This is a genomic window from Novosphingobium rosa NBRC 15208 (assembly GCF_001598555.1).
Taxonomy (GTDB): Bacteria; Pseudomonadota; Alphaproteobacteria; order Sphingomonadales; family Sphingomonadaceae; genus Novosphingobium; species Novosphingobium rosa.
Genome location: NZ_BCZE01000083.1, coordinates 1 through 20,446 on the forward strand (window position 1 = coordinate 1; position 20,446 = coordinate 20,446).

The 20,446-nt window shown below is 63.3% G+C and carries 13 protein-coding genes; 5 read left to right on the top strand and 8 right to left on the bottom strand.

Going from position 1 to position 20,446, the window contains the following annotated elements:
* Positions 1-170: 170 nt before the first annotated feature.
* The 3 genes from SR3_RS25130 to SR3_RS25140 all read right to left on the bottom strand — a co-directional run bounded on the left by SR3_RS25130 (position 171) and on the right by SR3_RS25140 (position 5,795).
* Positions 171-1,532 carry an 8-oxoguanine deaminase gene (locus tag SR3_RS25130; protein WP_245654090.1) on the bottom strand — a complete coding sequence of 454 codons (1,362 nt, stop codon included), beginning with the start codon at positions 1,530-1,532 and terminating at the stop codon, positions 171-173.
* 64 nt (positions 1,533-1,596) lie between these two features.
* Positions 1,597-4,116 (bottom strand): TonB-dependent siderophore receptor, encoded by a 2,520-nt coding sequence (locus tag SR3_RS25135; RefSeq protein ID WP_245654091.1) that lies wholly within the window; start codon positions 4,114-4,116, stop codon positions 1,597-1,599.
* Between the two features lie 125 nt (positions 4,117-4,241).
* Entirely contained in the window at positions 4,242-5,795 is a 1,554-nt protein-coding gene (locus SR3_RS25140) for an adenosine deaminase family protein (RefSeq protein WP_068092311.1), read from the bottom strand.
* Between the two features lie 487 nt (positions 5,796-6,282).
* Here SR3_RS25140 and SR3_RS25145 point away from each other — a divergent pair, with 487 nt between their 5' ends.
* Genes SR3_RS25145 through SR3_RS25155 form a run of 3 tightly spaced genes read left to right on the top strand, consistent with a single transcriptional unit; the run spans position 6,283 to position 11,468 of the window.
* A complete protein-coding gene (locus SR3_RS25145) occupies positions 6,283-8,760 on the top strand; it encodes a DUF1592 domain-containing protein (RefSeq protein ID WP_068092313.1) in 2,478 nt (825 codons plus the stop codon).
* Positions 8,761-8,770: 10 nt separating this feature from the next.
* Positions 8,771-10,108, top strand: coding sequence for a DUF1552 domain-containing protein (locus tag SR3_RS25150; RefSeq protein WP_084455905.1), 1,338 nt, complete (start codon positions 8,771-8,773; stop codon positions 10,106-10,108).
* Positions 10,101-11,468, top strand: a complete 1,368-nt coding sequence (locus SR3_RS25155; RefSeq protein ID WP_245654092.1) for an ankyrin repeat domain-containing protein — start codon at positions 10,101-10,103, stop codon at positions 11,466-11,468. Before SR3_RS25150 ends, SR3_RS25155 begins: the two co-directional genes overlap by 8 nt.
* Positions 11,469-11,480: 12 nt before the next feature.
* Here SR3_RS25155 and SR3_RS25160 read toward each other — a convergent pair whose 3' ends face one another.
* From SR3_RS25160 to SR3_RS25175, 4 genes are read right to left on the bottom strand one after another with little or no spacing between them, the layout of a single operon-like run.
* The gene (locus SR3_RS25160; protein WP_068092316.1) at positions 11,481-11,813 is read right to left on the bottom strand and encodes a P-II family nitrogen regulator; all 333 of its coding nucleotides are present in this window, start codon (positions 11,811-11,813) and stop codon (positions 11,481-11,483) included.
* Between the two features lie 12 nt (positions 11,814-11,825).
* The gene (locus SR3_RS25165; RefSeq protein WP_068092319.1) at positions 11,826-14,936 is read right to left on the bottom strand and encodes an efflux RND transporter permease subunit; all 3,111 of its coding nucleotides are present in this window, start codon (positions 14,934-14,936) and stop codon (positions 11,826-11,828) included.
* Positions 14,936-16,078 (bottom strand): efflux RND transporter periplasmic adaptor subunit, encoded by a 1,143-nt coding sequence (locus SR3_RS25170; RefSeq protein WP_068092322.1) that lies wholly within the window; start codon positions 16,076-16,078, stop codon positions 14,936-14,938. The genes SR3_RS25165 and SR3_RS25170 overlap by 1 nt, the downstream gene beginning before the upstream one ends.
* A complete protein-coding gene (locus SR3_RS25175; RefSeq protein WP_245654093.1) occupies positions 16,075-17,373 on the bottom strand; it encodes a TolC family protein in 1,299 nt (432 codons plus the stop codon). Before SR3_RS25175 ends, SR3_RS25170 begins: the two co-directional genes overlap by 4 nt.
* A 295-nt stretch (positions 17,374-17,668) precedes the next feature.
* Here SR3_RS25175 and SR3_RS25180 point away from each other — a divergent pair, with 295 nt between their 5' ends.
* A complete protein-coding gene (locus tag SR3_RS25180) occupies positions 17,669-17,923 on the top strand; it encodes a hypothetical protein (RefSeq protein ID WP_068092331.1) in 255 nt (84 codons plus the stop codon).
* A gap of 245 nt (positions 17,924-18,168) precedes the next feature.
* The gene (locus SR3_RS30895) at positions 18,169-19,404 is read left to right on the top strand and encodes a tyrosine-type recombinase/integrase (protein ID WP_084455906.1); all 1,236 of its coding nucleotides are present in this window, start codon (positions 18,169-18,171) and stop codon (positions 19,402-19,404) included.
* A gap of 478 nt (positions 19,405-19,882) precedes the next feature.
* Here SR3_RS30895 and SR3_RS30900 read toward each other — a convergent pair whose 3' ends face one another.
* On the bottom strand, positions 19,883-20,395 hold the full coding sequence (locus SR3_RS30900; protein WP_084455907.1) for a lytic transglycosylase domain-containing protein: 513 nt from the start codon (positions 20,393-20,395) through the stop codon (positions 19,883-19,885).
* Positions 20,396-20,446 lie beyond the last annotated feature (51 nt).

Consider the following 20,446-nt stretch of genomic DNA (forward strand, 5'->3'; position numbering starts at 1 on the left):
GAAACCCGCCGCCCCCGCCACGATGATCGGCGGGGTCAGGTTCGAAACGAACATCGCCAGAATATGCTGAATGCCCAGCGGCACCGCCATCGCCATGCCGGGAAAGTAATCGGGATCGCGCGCCTGCGCGGCGGTGAGCACAGCGGAAGGCATGGCAGGGGCATCTGGCGTCATGACAAGCTCATCAATCGGGACAGGGAAGAGCGGGCTTGTGTCAGGATTTCCGCGCGGCTGGCCTGCGCCAGTTCGCCGTCACGCACCACGGCGCGGCCTTCGACAAAGACGTCACGCGCGGCGAGCGGCGGGGCAAGGGCTAAAGCGGCCACCTTGTCCCAACTACCAGCGCTGGCGATGTCGTCGATGGGCCATATGACGAGGTCGGCGCGTTTGCCGGGGGTGAGCTGGCCGCAATCCTCGCGGCCCAGAATCTGCGCGCCGCCTCTGGTGGCAAGGCGCAGGGCCTCGCGCGGGGTCATGGCCTCGGCCCCCAGCGCCACACGCTGGAGCAGCATGGCCTGCCGCGCCTCGGCCAGCAGATGGCCCGCATCGCTCGACGCCGAGCCATCGACGCCCAGCCCCACCGGCACGCCCGCATCCACCATGGCGCGCACGGGCGCGATGCCGGAACCAAGGCGGCAGTTAGAACAAGGGCAATGCGCCACGCCGGTCTTACTGGCGGAAAACAGCGCGATTTCGGTGGCATCCAGCTGCACGCAATGCGCGTGCCACACATCAGGGCCGGTCCAGCCCAAGTCTTCGGCATATTGACCGGGGCGGCAACCGAAACGCTCCAGCGAATAGGCGACGTCGTCCTTGTCCTCGGCCAAATGGGTGTGGAGCATCACCTTCTTGTCGCGCGCCAGCAGAGCGGCATCGCGCATCAGATCCTGACTGACCGAAAAGGGCGAACAAGGCGCCACGCCGACGCGGACCATGGCGCCCTCGCGGGGATCATGGAAACGGTCGATCACGCGGATGGTGTCGGCCAGAATGGCGTCCTCGCGCTCGACAAGGCTGTCGGGCGGCAAGCCTCCCGCGCTTTCGCCCACGCTCATGCTGCCGCGTGTGGGGTGGAAACGCAGCCCCACCGAGGCGGCGGCGGCGATCGTATCGTCCAGCGTCACGCCATTGGGGAAGAGATAGAGATGGTCGGAACTGAGCGTGCAGCCCGACAGCGCCAGCTCCGCCAGCCCCAGCCGCGTGGCGGCATAGACATCCTGAGGCGTATAGCGTGCCCAGATCGGATAAAGTGTTTTCAACCAGCCGAACAGCGATGTGCTGGCCCCGCCCGGCACGGCGCGGGTCAGCGTCTGGTAGAGATGGTGATGCGTGTTGACGAGGCCCGGCGTGATCACGCAGCCTTTCGCCTCGATCACCTCCGCGCTGTCCGCCAGAGGGGCCAGATCGGCGCTGGTGCCGATGGCGGTGATGACGCCATCCTCAAAGGCTACCGCACCATCGGCGATCTCCCGGCCAGCATCATCCATGGTGACCAGAACATCGGCGTGGCGGATCAGAATTCGGCGGGACACTTTGCTAAAAACTCCTTTGCAATCCGGGGAAAGAGGGGCTGCACCGCAGCCCCTCCCCCATGGCTTAAAACTTGTACTTGATTGAAGCCTGCCAGCTGCGCGGCAGCTGAGGCAGCACGATGTCCGCGCCGAAGAGATCCTGACCGCCCGCACGGAAGTAACGCGCATTGTTCACGTTCTTCACGCCCACGCGCAGCATCCACGGCCCCGTGGTGTAGGACACGCCAAGGTTGAGCAGCCAATAGGCCGGCAGCTTGACCGTGTTCGAATAGCTCAGGAAGACCGAGTCCACATGGGTGACGTCGCCGGTGAAGGCGATGCCATTGTCGAAGGCATAGGTCGCGGTGGCCGAAACGACGTTCTTGGGCTCGCCGGGGCGGTTGGCATTGGCCTTGGTGATCGGCACCAGACCGAACTGCGATCCGCCAAAGGTCAGCGCCGGGTTCACGCCGGGGAAATCGGCGGCGCCGAAATAGTTGAAGTAAGTCCCCGCCGTGAGCGCGCCGAGGTTGATGACGTTCATATGGGTGTAGGACCCCGTCACCAGCAGATGCTTGTCCACCGACCAGCGCACTTCGGCTTCGACGCCCTTGGTCTGCAGGATCTGGTTGGTCAGCGAGCTTTCGGCGCCCGCCTGCGTGCGCTTCTGCTTGTAGACCGAGACGGCGGCATAGAGCTTCTTGTTCAGGAACTCACCCTTCACGCCGCCTTCCAGCAGGTTGGATTCGCCCAGAACAGCACCGCTCAAGATGTTGGAAAGATAGAGTTCCGAGCCTTCACCGGCCACCACCGTCTGCTGCTGCGATACGGTGATATAGGGGATCAGGCCAATCGGCGACTTGTAGGACAGGCTGGTGTTCCACGACCAGCCGCCCTGCGTGCCCTTCGCGGTTGCCGTGCCGGTGGTGCCGTAACCCGCGCCGACATTGCCGGAAATGTTGGTGGGATCGTATTTGTCCAGAAACGCGGTCGAGACGGCACGCACGCTGTCGTAACGGGCGCCCGCGATCAGATCGAGACCAACCTTGGAGTCGATGTCGATCAGCCCCGCCATGCCGAGGTCACGATAATGGCCGCGCACATAGTCGGAATAATTGTTGCCGCTTTGGGTGGAGAGCAGGCGGGTCGACTGGGCGTTGAAGCCCACGGTGATGTCAGGCCGGTTCCAGAGTTCGACGCCATAATCGTCGGCAAAGTTGAAATGGGTGTAGCGCAGCGAAGGCGAGAGCTGCATCGAAATCTTGGCAAAGGGCGTCTGGAACTCGTCGGAAACGACGATCTTGTCCTCGATCACATAGGACTGGAAGGCCTGAGCGAAACCATAGGCATTCTCATTGAGATTGTGACCGCCATCGTAGAACAGCTGGTTCTTGATTTTCAGATCGCCGCCCGGCTTCCAGGTCAGGTCGAAATAGGCGGTTTTCTGGGTGTTATTCAGCTTGTCATTGGGGCCGGTCAGCGTGTCGCGCATGCTCAGATGGGTGGTGCCGGGATTGACCAGATTGAAGTCCGGGGCGCCGCGGAAACAGGCAGCCGAATAGCCCGCAGCCGTGGCCGTGCCACCGCCGCAGTTGAAACTGCCGAACCAGCCAAGGCCATTGCCGCCATTGGCCGCATAGGCTTCCGCACGGGAGATCTTGCCGTCACCATCGGTGTCGAGCTTGGTGCCCTGCCCGGTGATGTAGGTGCCGTTGTTGATCAGATCCTGCGTCACGCGGTTCCAGCCGCTGTTCTGCACGCTATGATACTGCTGCCAGGTGCCCCCGAATTCGGCCAGCAGATTGGGGGTGATATCCGTGTCGAACGCCGCCGAGAACAGGGCATTTTTGGTGAACACATTGCGGTAATAGCTGTTGGAATCCTCAAGCTCACCATAAAGGCTGTAGCCGAATTCATGACCGGCCACCTTGCCCGGCCCGGTCACGCTGGCTTTCAACACCTTGCGGCCCCAGCTGCCCAGATCAAGCTGGATATCGCCCTTGGGATCGGGCGCATAGGTGCCATTGGCCGCGCGGGCGGTCTTGGGCACGAAGTTCATATAGCCGCCGATCTTGGACGGCCCATAGATCACGCTGGCCGGGCCGCGCACGATGTCGATACGATCAGCCGCGCCAATCGGCGTGGAATAGTTGCCCGGATTGTCCAGTCGCAACATGCCGCGATAATAGACGTCGGACGGGGCGCCGCGAATATCCAGCGCGCCGCCGGTGCCGAAGAAGGAAGAGGTGAAGGTGCCCGGTGACTGCGAAACCAGATCGTAGATCTGGGTGATGCCGAAACGCTCCATCTGCTCTTTCGAGACGGTGGAGGCCGAACGCGGGGTTTCCACCAGCGTCTTGTTGAAGCCGAACACCGAACCCACATCCTTCAGGGGTAGCGCCCCCAGCGAGCCCTGCACCACGATATCGGGCTTCTGGTCGCCAGCGGGATCAGGCTCCGGCGCGGGTGCCGGTGCCGGTGCGGACGCATCCGAGGCAAAGGCGGGAACGCTCAGCGCAACGCAACTCAACATGCTGGCCAGCATCAGAGCATGACGCAATGTCTGGCCGGAAACGGTCGATTTTCTGTTTTCAAGACGCGGCATGGTTGCCCCCATGATTGCGGCAGAGCAGGGCCCTTCACCCTTGCCCGCCATGATTGCTGAACCTCCAATCCCAGGTATTTCATTTATGTTTTTGAATGCTTTGGATCTTCTCTGGCGCTTCCCTGTCAGGCGCTCTTGTTCTCCTCGATCGCGGTGCGTTCGAAGGCGGCGAGCTGGCTTTCCAGCGCCAGTTGCATGCGGGCCTTTTCGCTGCCCTGTGCCAGACTGCGGCAGGAGGCCGTGTCGAAGCCCGAAGCGCAAACCGCCACCGGCGTGCCGACATGGCGGGCCTGCCAAAGGCTGGCGCCGGGGATAAAGCTGAACTCCAGCCCATTGCGCGAGATCTGCTTGAGATCGCGATAGGTCAGCCCCTGCTCGCGGATGGCGCGCAGATATTCATTGGTCATATCGGTGCGCAGCACGCCCTGATCGTCCGTGGCGAGCACCACCGGCACGCCGCGCCGCCGATAGAGGTTGAGCGGATGATCCGCGCCGGAAACCCCCAAAATCACCGCATTGCTGGTGAGGTTGATCTCCACCGCGATGCCGTCGCGCGCCATGCGGGCCATGGTGGCGTTGGCATCGCTTTCCAGCGCGATGTCCGTGCCATGGCCGATGCGCTGGGCGCCGCCATCGCGAATGGCCTTGGCGATATGGTCCGCCAGATCGGTGGGCGGCACCAGCCCAAAGGCCAGCTCCCCGGCATGCAGGCTGCGGTGGACCTGCGGATATTGCCCCTCCAGAAAGCGGAACATCGCCATATGGAGGTCATAATCCCGCAGCGACACCGGCCAGTCCTCGGGCTCGACGATGTTGACGCCGACATAACGCGGATCGCGCGCCGCCAGCGCGAAACTGGCCATCAGCGTGCGGAAGGCGCCCAGAGGCGGCATGCCCCGCGCCGATTGCGCCAGATAATGCACCACCACGCCGCAACCCGCTTCAGCCTTGGGCGTGCCGCAGCCCATGATGGCCTTGACCTGCTGCTCCTGCCCATCGAGCGCGGCCACGGAGCGGCTGACCACCGCCTCCATCGCTGGCTTTTCCCGCGCAAAGATGCGCGGCAGATCGGCTGGCGTGATCGCCTCATCGGGCGCCGCGCCGCCCCAGGCCCAGCTGCCGCCGGGATTGTGCTGCAGCTCGATATAAAGCACATGATCCAGCGCGGCGATGCGCCTTGTGGCCACCAGCCCTTGCGCATCCATGCCCATTTCGGCAGGGCCGAATTTCTCGAAACTGTCGAAGAACTGGGTGTGGCCGCTGGTGTCATTGCGACCCACGCCATGCTGCCAGCCGCGCGTCGAGAGATTGTCGATCATGCGGGCGAAGAGAAAAGGCTGCTTTTCCGCCACCTCCTTCGCCGAAAAGCCCGAAGCGCAGGGCGGCTGGGCAAAGGCCAGCGTGGCGGCGTTGATGCACAACCCCTTCTCACCCGCCCAGAGCATGAAATCCTCGGCATAGACCGATCCGCCCATATGATTGTGCAGATCGCCGCCCTTGGGCATGGCGCGCAGCAGCACGCGCAATTGGGTGGGGCTGGCGGCGGTATGGTCGAAAATGGCGGAGACCTGGGCCTCACGCACCGCAGCCATCGTTTGCTGAGGCGCAGCCAGCAGCGGGCCGCCGGTCAGCAACGCAACCGCAGCAACACCGGTGCGTGAAAGCAGAGGAAAGATCACGTCGCAGCCCCCGGCTTCCGGGCATACCGCTGCGCGCAGAGCGAAACAGGCCGCAAGCGATGGTGGCCAAGCCGAGACGAACGCATTGATTTGGGCCCCTATCCGATCCCCGTTTCAACGAAACTGACCGAGCCCAGCGTTTCAATCAATCATAATGAATTCAACATCTCGTTCTAAAAATTAGAGCGCACCCCAAATTCCGCGCTGCAGCAGCCCGTTTCAAAACATCGCATCGCAAACCGGGCCCAAAACGAATTTTTAGATCACCCCGTGCTTGTAACGGCGATGGACGCCCTCACGAATCGCCGATACCCGAACACGCAATTTCCGAAAATCAATACGGCGCCGCTCGACTGGTGACGGACATGAAACCGGGCAAGAACCGATCGGCACATCCTATGTGCCCCGGCCTTCTCTCGCGCAGGATCATGGGCCCGACACCGCAGCCAAGCCACGCAACCAAGCCACAAGGGGCAGTTCAGAATCCATGACGGGCCGCCAAAGCCACCGCATCCTCACGCGCAGCCTGATGGCGATGGGCGCGCTGACCGTGACCACCGCATCGCTGGTGCGCTCCCAGGAAGGCGTGCCCACACCTGCCGCGCGCCCGGCGCCCAATGTGGCGGCCCTGTTCGATGCCTATTGCTCCTCCTGCCACAACGATATCGACCGCACGGCCTCCTTCTCGCTCGACGATCTGAAGGCGGGCGATGTGATGCAGGGCGCCCATGCCGATGCCTGGGAGAAGATCCTGAGCAAAATGGCCCGGCAGGAAATGCCCCCGCGCAACAAGGATCAACCCAGCCCCGCCGACCGCGCCGCGCTGGTCAGCTGGCTGCAGACCTCGCTCGATGGCTACGCCCGCAGCCATCCCGATCCGGGCCGCGCCACGGTGCGCCGCCTCAACCGCGTGGAATATGCCAATGCGGTGCGCGATCTGCTGGGGCTGCAGGTCGATGTCAGCCGCGACCTGCCGCAGGACAATTCGGGCTACGGTTTCGACAACATCGCCGATGTGCTCTCGGTCTCGCCCACGCTGGTCGAGCGCTATGTGCTGGTGGCGGGCCGGGTGGCGCGTCTGGCCACGGGACTTGGCCCGGTGAAGCCCTTCGCGACCACGCATGAGATCCCCAAGGACGGCTCGATCATGAATTCGGGCCGCCCGGCCTACAATGACCGCATGAGCGAGCGCCTGCCGATCGGCTCACGCGGGGGCGGCGCCTTCGACTATTACGCGCGCGCCAGCGGCACCTATGAGGTGGCGGGCTGGCTCAACGCCAACACCAACAATGAAGCTGACCGGATGGCCGAGGACCGCGTCTCCGTGCGCGTGCCGCTGAAGGCCGGGGCGCATGTGATCGGGCTCTCCTTCCGCAAGAGCATCGCGCCCGACCAAAGCGTGCAGACCCTGCGCAACACCACCGATATGGTGCCGCTGCCGGTGGACAAGCCGATCATGCTGCCGATGGATGTGTCGGTGGACGGGGTGAGGGTGCAGACGCTCAGCGTGCCCTCCTACCGCATGAGCCAGCGCTATTCGCAGCAGAATTTCCCGCGCGATGTGATGGCGATCGATGTCGTCGGGCCTTACGATGTGGCAGCGAAAGCGCCGCTGCCCGATACGCCCAGCCGCCGCCGCATCTTCACCTGCCACCCCGCCAGCACGGCTCAGGAAGAACCTTGCGCGCGGCAGATCATCACATCGCTGGCCCGCCACGCCTATCGCCGCCCGGTCGATGAGCATGACATTGCCCCGCTGCTGAAAACCTGGGCCGAGGAGCGCAAGGCTGGCAGCTTCGAGACCGGCGTGGAAGCGGCGGTGGAGGCTATCCTCGTCTCGCCCCATTTCCTCTTCGCGGTGGAGGGTGATCCGGCAGGCGCCGCGCCCGGCTCGGTGCATCAACTGGGCGATCTCGAGCTGGCCACCCGCCTCTCGCTGTTCCTGTGGAGCTCGATCCCCGACGACCAGCTGCTCACCCTGGCCCAGCAGAACCGCCTGCATGACCCGGCGGTGATGAACGCCCAGATCACCCGCATGCTGGCCGATCCGCGCTCCACCGCACTGACGAAGAACTTCGCCGGGCAATGGCTGTACCTGCGCAATCTTGACCAGCAGCGGCCCGATACAGACGTCTTCCCCACATTCGACGTGCGCCTGCGCGCCGCCATGGGGCAGGAAACCGAACTGTTCTTCACCCATGTGCTGCAATCCAACCACAGCGTGCTGGACTTCCTGTCGTCGGACTACACCTTCCTCAACGCAAGGCTGGCCCAGCATTACGGCATTCCAGGCGTGAACGGCACGGCGATGCGACTGGTGAAGCTGGCCCCTGAGTGGCATCGCGGCGGGCTGCTGGGGCAGGCCAGCATCCTGACGGTCACCTCCTATGGCAATCACACCAGCGTGGTGAAGCGCGGCAAATGGGTGCTGGAAAACCTGCTGGCCGCCGCGCCCCCACCGCCGCCACCAGACGTGCCCGCCCTGCAGGAAGCCCATGGCGGCAAGCTGCTGACCGCGCGCCAGCAGCTGGAGCTGCACCGCTCCAACCCCTCCTGCGCGGCCTGCCATGTGCGGATGGACCCGATGGGCTTCTCGCTGGAGAACTATGACGCGGTGGGCGCATGGCGCACGGTGGATGTCGGCCAGCCCATCGACAACAGCGGCATTCTGCCCGACGGCACCCATTTCGCGGGGCTTTCGGGGCTACAAAAAATCCTGCTCGATCACCGCGAGCAATTCGTGCAGGCCTTCACCTCACGGCTGATGACCTATGCCCTCTCGCGCGGGCTCGCGCCTTTCGACCAGCCGCAGGTGCGCGCCATCGCCAAATCCGCCGATGCCGATGGCGACCGCATCCAGACGATCATTCGCGGCATCGTCTTTAGTGACAGCTTCCGGCTGAAGAAAGTGCCAGACGGCAAGCCGCTCACCCCAACCCAGATCACCATGAGGTCCCCGAAATGAGACAGGCCCGATGATCCTGCGCCGCCAGCCCCTCGCCCGCCGCACCGTGCTGCGCGGGATCGGCACCGTCATGGCCCTACCCTTTATGGAGGCCATGGCCCCCAGCGCCAAAGCTGCGGACGCCGCCGCCCGCCCGCGCCGCCTTTCGGTGTTCTACACGCCCAACGGCATGATGATGGAGCAGTTCAAACCCGCCACCACCGGCAAGGGCTACACCCTACCCTCCACGCTGGAGCCACTGAACAGTTTCAAGGACCAGATGACTGTCATCACCGGCCTTGGCCATCCGCAGGCCGCTGCCATGGGGGATCTGAATGCCGGGCATGGCCGCTCCTGCCCCGCCTTCCTCACCGGCACCCATGTCCGCCAGACCGAGGGCACGGATATCCGCTGCGCCATCTCGGTCGATCAGGTCTATGCGCGGCATCTGGGCGATGCGACACAGCTTTCCAGTCTGGAGACCGGCATCGACCAGCCCAGCCTGCTGGGCAGCTGCGACATCGGCTATTCCTGCGCCTACACCAATGGCATTTCGTGGATGAGCCCCACCGTGCCGCTACCCGTCGCCGCCAATCCGCGCGACGTGTTCGAGCGGCTGTTCGGCGATGGCGATGCGCTGGACGCACAGAGCCGCATGGCCCAGATGCGGCGCCAGACCTCGATCCTCGATTTCGTGCGCGAGGATGCCCAGCGGCTCACCGGGCAACTGGGCATGGAGGACCGCCGCAAGCTGGACGAATATCTCACCGCCACGCGCGACATCGAAAAGCGCATCCAGCGCGCCGCCACCACGCCGCTGGCCGATGCCGGAGCGATGGAGCGCCCGGCGGGCATCCCCGACAGTTTCGATGCCCATGTGAAGCTGATGGTCGATCTGCAGGTGCTGGCCTTTCAGGCCGATATCACCCGCGTTGCCACTTTCATGATCGGGCGGGAAATTTCCAACCGCACCTATCCCGAAATCGGCGTGCCAGACAGCCACCATATGCTCAGCCACCACGGCCATATGGAGGAAAAGAAGGTCAAGCTGGCGCAGATCAACCGCCACCATATGTCCTATTACGCCTATCTGCTGCAGCGCATGAGCGAGACGAAAGATGGTGAGGCCAGCCTGCTGGACCGCTCTTTCGTGCTGCGCGGCTCGGCCTTTGGCGATCCCAATGAGCATGATTATCTGGACCTGCCGGTGGTGGTGGCTGGCGGGCTGGTCAAGCATCAGGGCCATGTGAGCGTCGCCAAAGGCACGACGATGTCGAATCTGCTGCTCACCGCGCTGAATGCCGTGGGCGTGCCGGATACGCGTTTCGGTGACAGCACCGGGCCTCTGAAGGAGCTCTCCCTTGCGTAAGCCCATTCTGGCCGCGATGGTGCTGGGATTGGCCGCGCCTGCCTTCGCCGCCCATGCTCCTGCCATTGATCCCGCGCCCAGCGAGGCCGATATCGCCCTCACCCGCGCCATCGAGCTTGGCGATAGCGATGCCGCCCGCGCCGCTCTGGTCGCCCATGCCGCGCCGAACCGGCGCATGGCGTTCGGCGCCACGCCGCTGATGCAGGCGGTGGACCGGCAGGATGCACCGCTGGTCGGCCTGCTGCTGGCCGCGGGCGCCGATGCCGATCTGGCGGATGAGGAAGGGCTTTCTCCTCTGACTTTGGCTTGCCAGCTGGGCAGCGAAACTGTGCTGGACCGCCTGCTCTCCGCGCCGCACATCAATCTGCGCGCTGCCCTGCCCGATGGCGCCGGCGCGCTGCATATTTGCGCGCGCTATGCTCCCGCCACCGTGGTGGCGCGCTTGCTGGCGGCCAAACTGCCAGCGGATGCACTGGACAGCCGGGGCGAGACGCCGCTGATGTGGGCCGCCGCCTCGGGCAAGACTGAAAGCATGGCGCTGCTGCTCAAGGCCGGGGCGCACATCAACGCCACCACGCCAGCCGGTTTCACCCCGCTGTTCTTCGCCATCAAGAGCGGCTTACCGGAGGCCAGCGCCGTCCTGCTGACCGCCGGGGCCGACGCGAACCATCGCGGCCCCAGGAACACCAGCGCGCTGCAACTGGCGTTGTACCAACAGAACTGGACTGCCGCCGCCCAACTGGCCGAGCGCCTCCCCGATCACAGCCCGCTGCTGGCTGAGCAGGACGATCAGGGCCTGCCCCCACTCAATGCCGCAGCCATCGGCGGCGATCTGGCGCTGGTCAGGCTGCTGCTGGCCAAGGGGGCGCAGGTCAATGGGCTCTCCGGCCCCTCCGGCATCACCTGGGTGACGGAGGCCAACTTCGGCATGGCGCCGCCCGCCGTGCCGCCCACGCCGCCGCTGCTGCTGGCCGCGCAGCATGGCCATGCCGCCATCATGAAACTGCTGATGGACCATGGCGCCGATCCCAAATTCACCGCCGCCAATGGCTCGAACATCGTGATATCCGCCGCGCAGGGCGAGAAGGCCGATGCGCTGGCGCTGGCGATTGCCGTGGGGCCGGATGTCAATCTGGCCGATGAGCGCGGCGCCACCGCGCTGCATGTGCTGGCAGGCAGCCGTTACAGTCCGGATCTCGCCCCGATGCTGGCGATGCTGCGCGCCCATGGCGCCCGCGCCGATCTGGCCGACAAGAAGGGCCATACGCCCGCCATGGTCGCCGATGGCACGCTCAAGGAGGTGAAAGCCGCTTTCAATGCCGCGTTTCCCTCCGTTCCGCCTGCCGTCAAACCGACCTGAGAGCCCTGCGCCTCACCCCGCCGATGGCGCGGTGATGCGGATAAAGCCTTCCACTCGCGTGGTCCAGATCAGCCCGTCGCCCACGCGACCGGTGTGGGCCACGCGGTGGATGGTATCGCACAGCAGGTCCACCACATCCTCGGGCGCGACCATGATGACCATCACCTTGGGCGTGTAATCCAGCAGATCGCGCTTGATGCCCGCCGGTTCGGATTGCTCGACCCAGGGCGCGCTGCAGCCGTCGATCTTGATGACGCTCATGCCCGGAAACTGCGGCAGCTGGCGCAGGGCGGTGCGCAGAATGTCCAGCTTGGCGGGGCGGATGACGGCCTTGATCTCGATCATGGGCAAATCCTCTCAGGCTTCGAGCGGCTGGCTGTCGAAGAAGCGGTAGATGGTGGGCAGCACCAGCAGGGTGAGCAAAGTGGAGGTGATGAGCCCCCCGATCACCACGATGGCGAGCGGGCGCTGCACCTCGGACCCCGGCCCGGTGGAGAAGAGGAAGGGCACAAGCCCCAGCAGCGCCACCGTGGCCGTCATCATCACCGGGCGGAAGCGCGCGGTGGCGCCCAGCCGGGCCGCCTCGCGCACATCATGGCCCTCATCGCGCAGCTTGCGGATATAGCTCACCAGCACCACGCCATTGAGCACGGCAATCCCCCACAGCGCGATAAAGCCCACCGAGGCCGGGACGGAGAGATACTCGCCCGAGACAAACAGCCCGATCACGCCGCCGATCGAGGCGAAAGGCAGCACGGTGATGATCAGCGTGGCAAGGCGCAACGAGTTGAACAGGATGAACAGCAGGAAGAAGATCGCCGCCACGGTGATCGGCACGATGATCATCAGATGGCCCATGGCGCGCTGCATGTTCTGGAACTGCCCGCCCCATTCGAGGTAATAGCCGCTGGGCACCTTGACCTGCGCCTCAACCTTTTTCTGAAGTTCGGCAACGAAACCGCCCAGATCGCGGCCCTTCACATTCATGCCGATGACGATGCGGCGCTTGCCACTCTCACGGCTGATCTGCGCCGGGCCATCGACCACCCTGATATCCGCCACATCGGCCAGACGCACGGCGGCGCCCCCCGGCGTGGAGACCAGCAGATCGGAAATCGACTGGATGCTGGAGCGGTCTTCGGCAGGCAGACGCACCACGGCGGGGAAGCGGCGTTCGCCCTCGAAGATTTCGGTGGCCGGTTTGCCGCCGATGGCGGTCTCGATCAGATCGTTCACATCGGTGACGTTGAGGCCGTAACGCGCCACCGCCTGCCGGTCGATGTCCACGGAGAGATACTGCTGGCCCGAGATCTTCTCGATGCGGATATCCTCGGCGCCCTGCATGGAGCGGCCCACGCGGGCGATGGCCTCTGCGGTGGTCTTGAGCTGATCGAGATCGTCGCCGAAGACCTTCACCGCAATGTCGGAGCGCACGCCCGTCACCATCTCATCCACGCGGTCGGAGATGGGCTGGGCCATCACCACCTGAATGCCGGGGATTTTCGCCAGCTTCTCGCGCATGGCATCGGCGATATCGTCCTGCGACCAGCCCTTGGGCCATTCGGCGCGCGGTTTCAGGCTGACGATGGGGGTGGATTCGTTGGGGCCCTGCGGATCGGCGGGGCTCTCGCCGCGCCCCACGCCCGAGACCGCCGATTTCACGCCCGGCACCTGCATCACCAGCTTCATCGCCTCCATCTCGATGCGGATGGATTCATCCAGTGAGATGTTGGGCACGCGATTGATGCCCGGCACCATCGATCCTTCCTTCATCTCGGGGATGAAAGCGGTGCCGAGGAGGGGAAACAGGCAAAGCGTGAAGACGAAACCGCCCAACGCGATCAGCACCGTCTTGCGCTCGTTGCCCAGCGTCCAGCCCAGCAGCCGCGTGTAGCGGGCCTTCATCCAGGCGATCACTTTCGTATCGTGATCGCCCTCGTGCGCCGGGGGTTTCAGCAGATAGGTGGAAAGCACCGGGGTCAGGGTCAGCGAGAGCACCAGCGAGATGGCCAGCGCGATGGCGATGGTGAAGGCCAGGGGCGCGAACATCTTGCCCTCCATGCCTTCCAAGGTCATCAGCGGCAGGAAGACGAGGATGATGATGCCCACGCCGAAGATCACCGGCGTTGCCACCTCGACCACGGCGTTGAGGATGACGCGGGCTTTCGGTTGCCCCTTGTTGGCCGCCTCGCCCAGCTGCGCGAAGGCGTTTTCCACCACCACCACCGATCCATCGACCATCAGGCCGATGGCGATGGCAAGCCCGCCCAGCGACATCAGATTGGCCGAAATCCCCAGCCAGTTCATAAACATGAAGGTCAGCAAAGGCGTCAGGATCAGCGTCGCCAGCACGATCAGCGAGCTGCGGATATCCCCCAGAAACAGGAAGAGGATCACCACCACCAGCACCGCGCCTTCCAGCAGCACCTTGGTCACCGTATGCAGCGCGGCATCGACCAGTTCGGAGCGGTCGTAATAGGGCACGATCTTGAGCCCATCGGGCAGCATGCCCTTGGCGTTGATCTCTTCCACCTTCTCCTTCACGCGGCTGACGACCTGCTTGGCATTGCCGCCCGCCATCATCATCACCACGCCGCCCACGGCCTCCGCCGTGCCGTTCTTGATGACGGCGCCCTCACGCGTGCCCGCGCCAATCGCCACCTGCGCCACATCGCGCAGATAGATCGGCTGGCTGGCATTCTCGCGGATGACGATGGCGCGCAGATCGTCCTCGCTCTTCACAAGGCCCTGCCCGCGGATCAGATATTGCTCGGCAAATTGCGGTAGCACGCCGCCCCCGGCATTGGCATTGTTGCGCGCCACGGCCTGAAACACATCGGCCACGCTCACCTGATAATGCCGCAGGCGATCAGGATCGACCATGATCTGATACTGGCGCGGATAGCCGCCCTGCGAGTTGATCTCCGCCACGCCGGGCGTGGAACGCAACAGGGGCCGCACCACCCAATCCTGCACGATGCGGCGCCTGGTCAGTTCCTCGGGGCTGAGCGCGCGCCCTTCCTCGCCCGCCTTGTCGAGCGTATACTGATAGACCTCGCCGAGCCCGGTCGAGACCGGCCCCAGCACCGGCGCAATGCCCGGCGACAGTTTGGGCCCCAGCTCGGCCAAGCGCTCCATCACCAGCTGGCGGGCGAAATAGACATTCATCTTCTCGCTGAACACCAAGGTTATCAGCGAGAGCCCCGGCTTGTTGAGCGAGCGCATCTCCTCCAGCCCCTGCAGGCCGGTCATCGCCACCTCGATGGGGGCGGTGGCCATACGCTCCACCTCTTCGGGGCTTCTGCCAAGGGCTTCGGTGGCGATCTGCACCTGCACATTGGTGACATCGGGGAAGGCATCCACCGACAGTTGCTGCGCCGCGCTAAAGCCAAAGCCCAGCAACACCAGCGCCACCACCACGACAATCAGCCGCTGCTTGAGCGCGGCGCGGATCAGACCCTGGATCATCAGCCTTCGGTCGCCTGTCGGTTGCGCTCTGTGTTCAGATGGAAGCCGCCATCCACCACGATGGTCTCCCCCGCCTTCAGGCCCGACTGGACGGCGCGCTTGCCCGCTTCCTCATGCCCCAGCGTGACCGCGCGCAGACGGTAACGCCCGCCGCCTTCGGACACGAAAACGTGATCGGCATTGTTCTCCCGCACCACGGCGGAGGCGGGCACCACCAGCCTTGGCTGCGCCTGACCCTGCACCAGCATGGTGGCCAGCATCATCGGTTTCAGATCGCCCTTGCTGTTGTCCAGCTCGGTGCGGATCAGCACGGTGCGGGTCTTGGGATCGACGGTGTGGCCGATAAAGACCAGCTTGCCGGTGCGCTTCTCATCCTCCAGCGCGGGGACTTCGATGGTGACAGTCTCGCCCGGCTTGACCAGATGGACCTGCTGTTCAGGCACCTGAGCCACCGCCCAGACCTTCGACAGATCGGCCACCACGAACAGCTGATCGGAAGGCTGCACCACCTGACCCAAGGCCAGATGCCGCTCCACGATCACCCCGCTCATCGTCGCGGTGACCTGCGAGACCGAATTGACCGTGCCCCGGCCCAGACTGCCCAGGGCCGAATGGCTCAGCCCCAGCAGGCGCAGCTGATCGGCGGCGGCGCGCATCTCGGCGGAGGAGACGCTGTATTCGCTCTCGCGCTTCTGCAGTTCGGCAGCGCTGATCACATCGGCGGCGAACAGGGTGCGGGCACGCTCGGCATTGCGGCGGTTCAGCTCATAGGCCGAACGCGCGCGGACATAGGCCAGCTGCTGCGTGGTGAGATCGGTGCTGGTGATCTGCGCCAGCACGGCCCCGCGCCCGACCTGCGCCCCGATCTGCCCCGGCATCGCCGAAACGCGGCCTGTGACGGTGGCGCCGATGCGGGCCACGCGGTTCTCGTCGAAATCGATCTGTCCGGCCACGCGCAGCGTTTCCGAGACCGGCGCTTCACCCACCACGGCAGTACGCAGGCGTCTGGCCAGATCCGGGGTGGCGCTCACCAGCATGGGGTCGGCGGGGGCCTTGGCTTCGGGCTTTTCGGCCTTTTCGCCGCAAGCGCTCAACAGCAGGGGAAGCAGCAGCAGAGTGGGCAGCAGCAGGGCTTTTTTCATGGGATGTTCCGGACGGGAAGAGGTTCGGGAGAGGCCACGAGCCGCTGGATATCCACCCAGGCGGCGGCCAGTTCGTAACGGCTGGCGATCAGATCGGCGCGCGCGGCGCGATAGACGCGCTGGGCATCGAGCACATCGATCAGCCCGCGCTCGCCCGCCTTGTAGGCGGCATCGGCCACATTCACGGCGGCGCGGGTCTGGGCGATCAGGCCATTTTCCAGCGCGGCGACCTGCGTCTGCGCCACCTCATACTGACGCCAGGCGATGCCCAGCTCCTGCCTGATGGCATAGGTGCGGGCGGTGAGCTGCAGATCGCTCTGGCTGCGCCTGGCCTCGGCCTCATGCACCGGGCCCAGCTTGCGGTCCCACAGGGGGATCGAGACGGTGACGCCCACGCGGGTCTGGCGCATTTCACGATCGGCCTCACGCGTGGCGCGCAGCGAGACGACCGGCAAGCGCCCGGATTCCTCATAATCCAGCCGGTGGCGGGCCTGCTCCACCTCGGCGCGGGCGCGGGCCAGCGCGGGGTTGGCGGCCAGCGCCTGCTCCTGCAAGACACCCAGCGAAGGCAGCGGCAAAGGCGCGTCCAGCTGGCCGGTCAGGGCAAAATCCTCCGGCAGATCGGGGCCGACCAGCGTGCGCAATTGCAGCCTTGCCTGATCCTCTCGCAACGCCGCCGCCTGCGCCGCCTTCTGCACATTGAGCAGATCGGCCTCGGCGCGGATCAGCTCGATGCGCGGGGCATCGCCCTGCTCCACCCGCAGCGAGATCTTGGCATAGACCGACTGCATCAGCGACAGGTCGGTCTGCGCATTGGCCTTTTCCGCCGTGCGCCGCAGCGCCCCGAAATAGGCGAGACGCAGATCGGCGATCCAGTCGGTCTCCACCGCGGCATAGCCTGCCTTGCTCGCCTCCAGCCCGGCGCGGGCGGCGGCGATGCGCGGCGTGCGCCGGAAGGGCAGATCGAGCGACTGGGTGATGCTGTAACTGTCCGAAGCGCCCGAAATGCCGCTGGCATAGGGGCGATAGTTCATCGACCCGGCCATATATTCGACCTCGGGATTGGGATAGGCCCGCGCCGTCTGCACGCCCGCGCGGGCGCCGTCGATCTCGGTGGCGGCGGCGCGCAAGGCGGGGTTGGAACGGGCCAGCTCTTCCAGCCGGCCCAGCGGATAGGCCTCGCCGGCCATGGCCGCGTCTGCACAGGCCAGCGCCGCGAGAGACACCAGCAGCTTGGACCAGCGCGTTGAGAACCAACGCGCTGACGACATGCCGAAACCGGCAGAGGAATGCATCAAGGAACCCCGGCTATCTTCCGGACACCGGTTGGCCCGATGTCGTTGCGGTCAGGCTAGGGCCGGCGCCTGTCCACTTGTTTGCCGCTTTGTAACGAAAGATTGCTATCTCTTGCATTGACTGCAAGGCCAGATGCAAGGAACTGCACGCAGAGCCCCGGCGACAGGCGGTCTGGCGCAAAAATGATTGGCAGAGAACGCATTGACAAGCACCGCTTGCGCTGGTGCCATGGCGCCTGACCGCCCGGCGCGCCGCGAAAGCACGCCACCATGCTCCAGCCAAGAGAAAGCCTCCATGCGCCCCATTCGCCTGCTGCTCGCCTCCACCCTGATGCTGGCGCCCCTTGCCGCGCAAGCCGCCGATCCCGCCGCGCTGCGCAAACAGGTCGACGCCAGCTTCGATGCGCAATGGAGCGATCTTCAGGCGCTGTATCAGGATATTCACAAGAACCCCGAGGTCGCCTTTCAGGAGAACCGCACCGCCGCCCTGCTGGCCAAACGGCTGAAAGCGCTGGGCTTCGAGGTCACCGAGCATATCGGCAAGGCATGAAAGGAGGCCGGGCTTAAATTGGCAGGTGAATCATTTCAGTAGGACGAATTTTCCGTAATAAGCTGATACCAAACACTTTTCTGGCCTGTGTTCGCGACAAACTCTTTAGGTTCAAATAAGCTAGCATTTTCCGGGTCCAGCCAAGAGTTACCCCATTGTGGCCCTCAACGGACACAGCTGGACAGCTCTTCTGCCACGATTTCTGCTATGATTTTATCTGCGCCTGAAGCCGAAGGAATCGGACCATGGCAAAAAAAATACCGTTCACTCCAGCATCGATCGACAATCTGACCGGTGGCCTTTTGGCAGACCCTTTGACTCCAGGGCTAGCTATAGAGGTCCTTGGAAGTGGCAAAAAGCGTTGGCGCTATCGGCGCCAAGTTGCTGGTAAGAAGGTAGTGGCAACCCTCTTTGGTGGTGTGTATCCCTCTCACCCGATCGCAGTAGCGAGGGACTGGGCCCGCCAGTTGAATGAACTGGTTGAGATTGGGGTCGATCCCCGCGTTAAGCAGCGGGAAGACAGGGCGCGTGACGAAATGACCATCGCCAAAGCCCACCAACTCTACATGCTAGCTGTTCGAGAAGGGAGAGCTTCCAAGTTCAAAAAAGTTGCGAAACCTCGGACGGTGAAGACTAAGCTGGAAATATTCAGATACAGTATTGCACCAAAACTAGGCGATCGAGTGATCTATGAGGTTTCCGAGAAGGACCTGATAGATTTAGTCGAGATTAAAGGAAGGACGGCAAAGGTACAAGCTAACCGCCTCGCTGCCGAACTCAAGGTTTTCTTTGGCTGGGCATCGTCGCTGATGGGGTCAGTCGTCGATCTGAAGGTAAACCCAGCCCTGCGACTGAGTGATTTACATCATCCAGAAAAGCCGAAAGCACGTGTTCTAAGCCGGCAGGAGCTCGGGTGGTTCCTTGAAGCCATTGTGCCTGAACCATATCAATTTCAACGTGGCTTCCTGCTGTTGCTGCTCACCGCCACCCGATTATCCGAAGTAACGCAAGCAAAATCCGATGAGTTTTCAAGTGGGATGTGGACCATACCAGCCGGTCGCACAAAGAATTCGCTTGAGCACAAAATCGCGCTTGGACCTTGGGCGCGAAGATTGGTGCATTCCAATCACGAGTGGCTTTTCCCATCAGCACGCAGAGAAGGTGCCAAATCAAACTCCATCTGGTGGGAATCGCGCAGACGGATTCATTCTCGGATGGAGAAAATCGCAGGAATTCAGCTCGAACCGTTTACCCCTCATGATTTGCGACGCACTGTGCGATCAAACACTAAAAGACTGGGTATCGATTTTGAAACGGCTGAGGCGATGCTAAACCATAGCAAAAAAGGACTTGAGAGGATATACGATAGATACGAACTCGAAGAAGAAAAAAGGATTTCGTTTCTAAAATGGGAAAACGAGATAATTTCCATTGCTAGGAGCGTTGGCGTAGAAGAGGCGCTGAACGTTCCGACCTATTAATTTTTCATCTGATTTCAAATTCACCAGAGTGCACGCGAATCTAACCACCGTTCGACTTCTGAACGCCGAAACCGGGGACATTTTCTAAATTTGCTAGGCCCACTACTTAGATCATACTCCCGAGGGAAGCCTGGCAACCGTTGCCTCCGCAGGCGGTCGATTTGCCGTCTAGACAATCTAGCTAGGAGGGCGAACTCCTCTACTGTGATAAAATCGACGACCAGAGGTGTTAGATCAAGGGTCGTCGATCTTATCAACCTCTCTGTGGGCTTACGCATGGATCAGGCTCCCAACGCGACAGCTTTACGCGACATACCAATTTGTCGAACGTCACCGTCACTCACAGCTAGACAACCTGACTGCTATAGTGGGAGAACTTTCCCTTTAAAGGGGGTGGGCAATGAGGTTCCGGATGTAGGAACTCTGCTTCCGGATCAACCATTCACAGCAGCAGTCTGAGCGTTTCCAATGTGGCGATTTAAGGCAATGAGTGACTTTGAAGGAATAGCCGGTCACCGTAGCGTCGGCGCAGATGATTCGCGACGCTGAATGCGTAACGACGTTGCCGCCAGGGTGTAGGGCTATGATAAGCCCCAACCGCCTTCCAGAAATCTCCGGTCTGGCCTATAGCTGTCAAGAAAATCCATCGGGCCGTTTCGGCGTTGAAGCAAGGGTCAAACTGAAGCCAAAGCCGCACCTGATCCGGAGAACGTCGCACGAGGCGTGCCACGGATGGAACCCAACTGGTGTTGATCTGGAGAATTCCGAGGTCATAGCTGCCATTCGTATTTTGTACTTGGGTGCCGATCTGGCCTGCTTCCTGGTCCCGTAGACCCCAAAGGGTCATTTCTAGCCAGAGGTTGCCTTTGGCTGCCTGCCGAATGCAATGACCGACTGCAAGTTCATCGTGCGCCCGACGGGGGACACCTGCCTGCGCCTGGCAGGGGACAAGGAGCAGCGCAGCAGGAATGGCAAAATGTTGGAACTTCATAGCGGAGTCCTTTGTTGTGATGGAATGTGGCAGGGAGAGTTCGTGGTGTTG

Excerpts from the sequence above, each read along its gene's own strand:
- SR3_RS25165 (WP_068092319.1), bottom strand. The coding sequence starts at position 14,936 with ATGATCCAGGGTCTGATCCGCGCCGCGCTCAAGCAGCGGCTGATTGTC.
- SR3_RS30895 (WP_084455906.1), top strand. The coding sequence starts at position 18,169 with ATGGCAAAAAAAATACCGTTCACTCCAGCATCGATCGACAATCTGACC.
- SR3_RS25180 (WP_068092331.1), top strand. The coding sequence starts at position 17,669 with ATGCGCCCCATTCGCCTGCTGCTCGCCTCCACCCTGATGCTGGCGCCC.
- SR3_RS25170 (WP_068092322.1), bottom strand. The coding sequence starts at position 16,078 with ATGAAAAAAGCCCTGCTGCTGCCCACTCTGCTGCTGCTTCCCCTGCTG.
- SR3_RS30900 (WP_084455907.1), bottom strand. The coding sequence starts at position 20,395 with ATGAAGTTCCAACATTTTGCCATTCCTGCTGCGCTGCTCCTTGTCCCC.
- SR3_RS25145 (WP_068092313.1), top strand. The coding sequence starts at position 6,283 with ATGACGGGCCGCCAAAGCCACCGCATCCTCACGCGCAGCCTGATGGCG.
- SR3_RS25135 (WP_245654091.1), bottom strand. The coding sequence starts at position 4,116 with ATGCCGCGTCTTGAAAACAGAAAATCGACCGTTTCCGGCCAGACATTG.
- SR3_RS25150 (WP_084455905.1), top strand. The coding sequence starts at position 8,771 with ATGATCCTGCGCCGCCAGCCCCTCGCCCGCCGCACCGTGCTGCGCGGG.
- SR3_RS25160 (WP_068092316.1), bottom strand. The coding sequence starts at position 11,813 with ATGATCGAGATCAAGGCCGTCATCCGCCCCGCCAAGCTGGACATTCTG.
- SR3_RS25175 (WP_245654093.1), bottom strand. The coding sequence starts at position 17,373 with ATGCATTCCTCTGCCGGTTTCGGCATGTCGTCAGCGCGTTGGTTCTCA.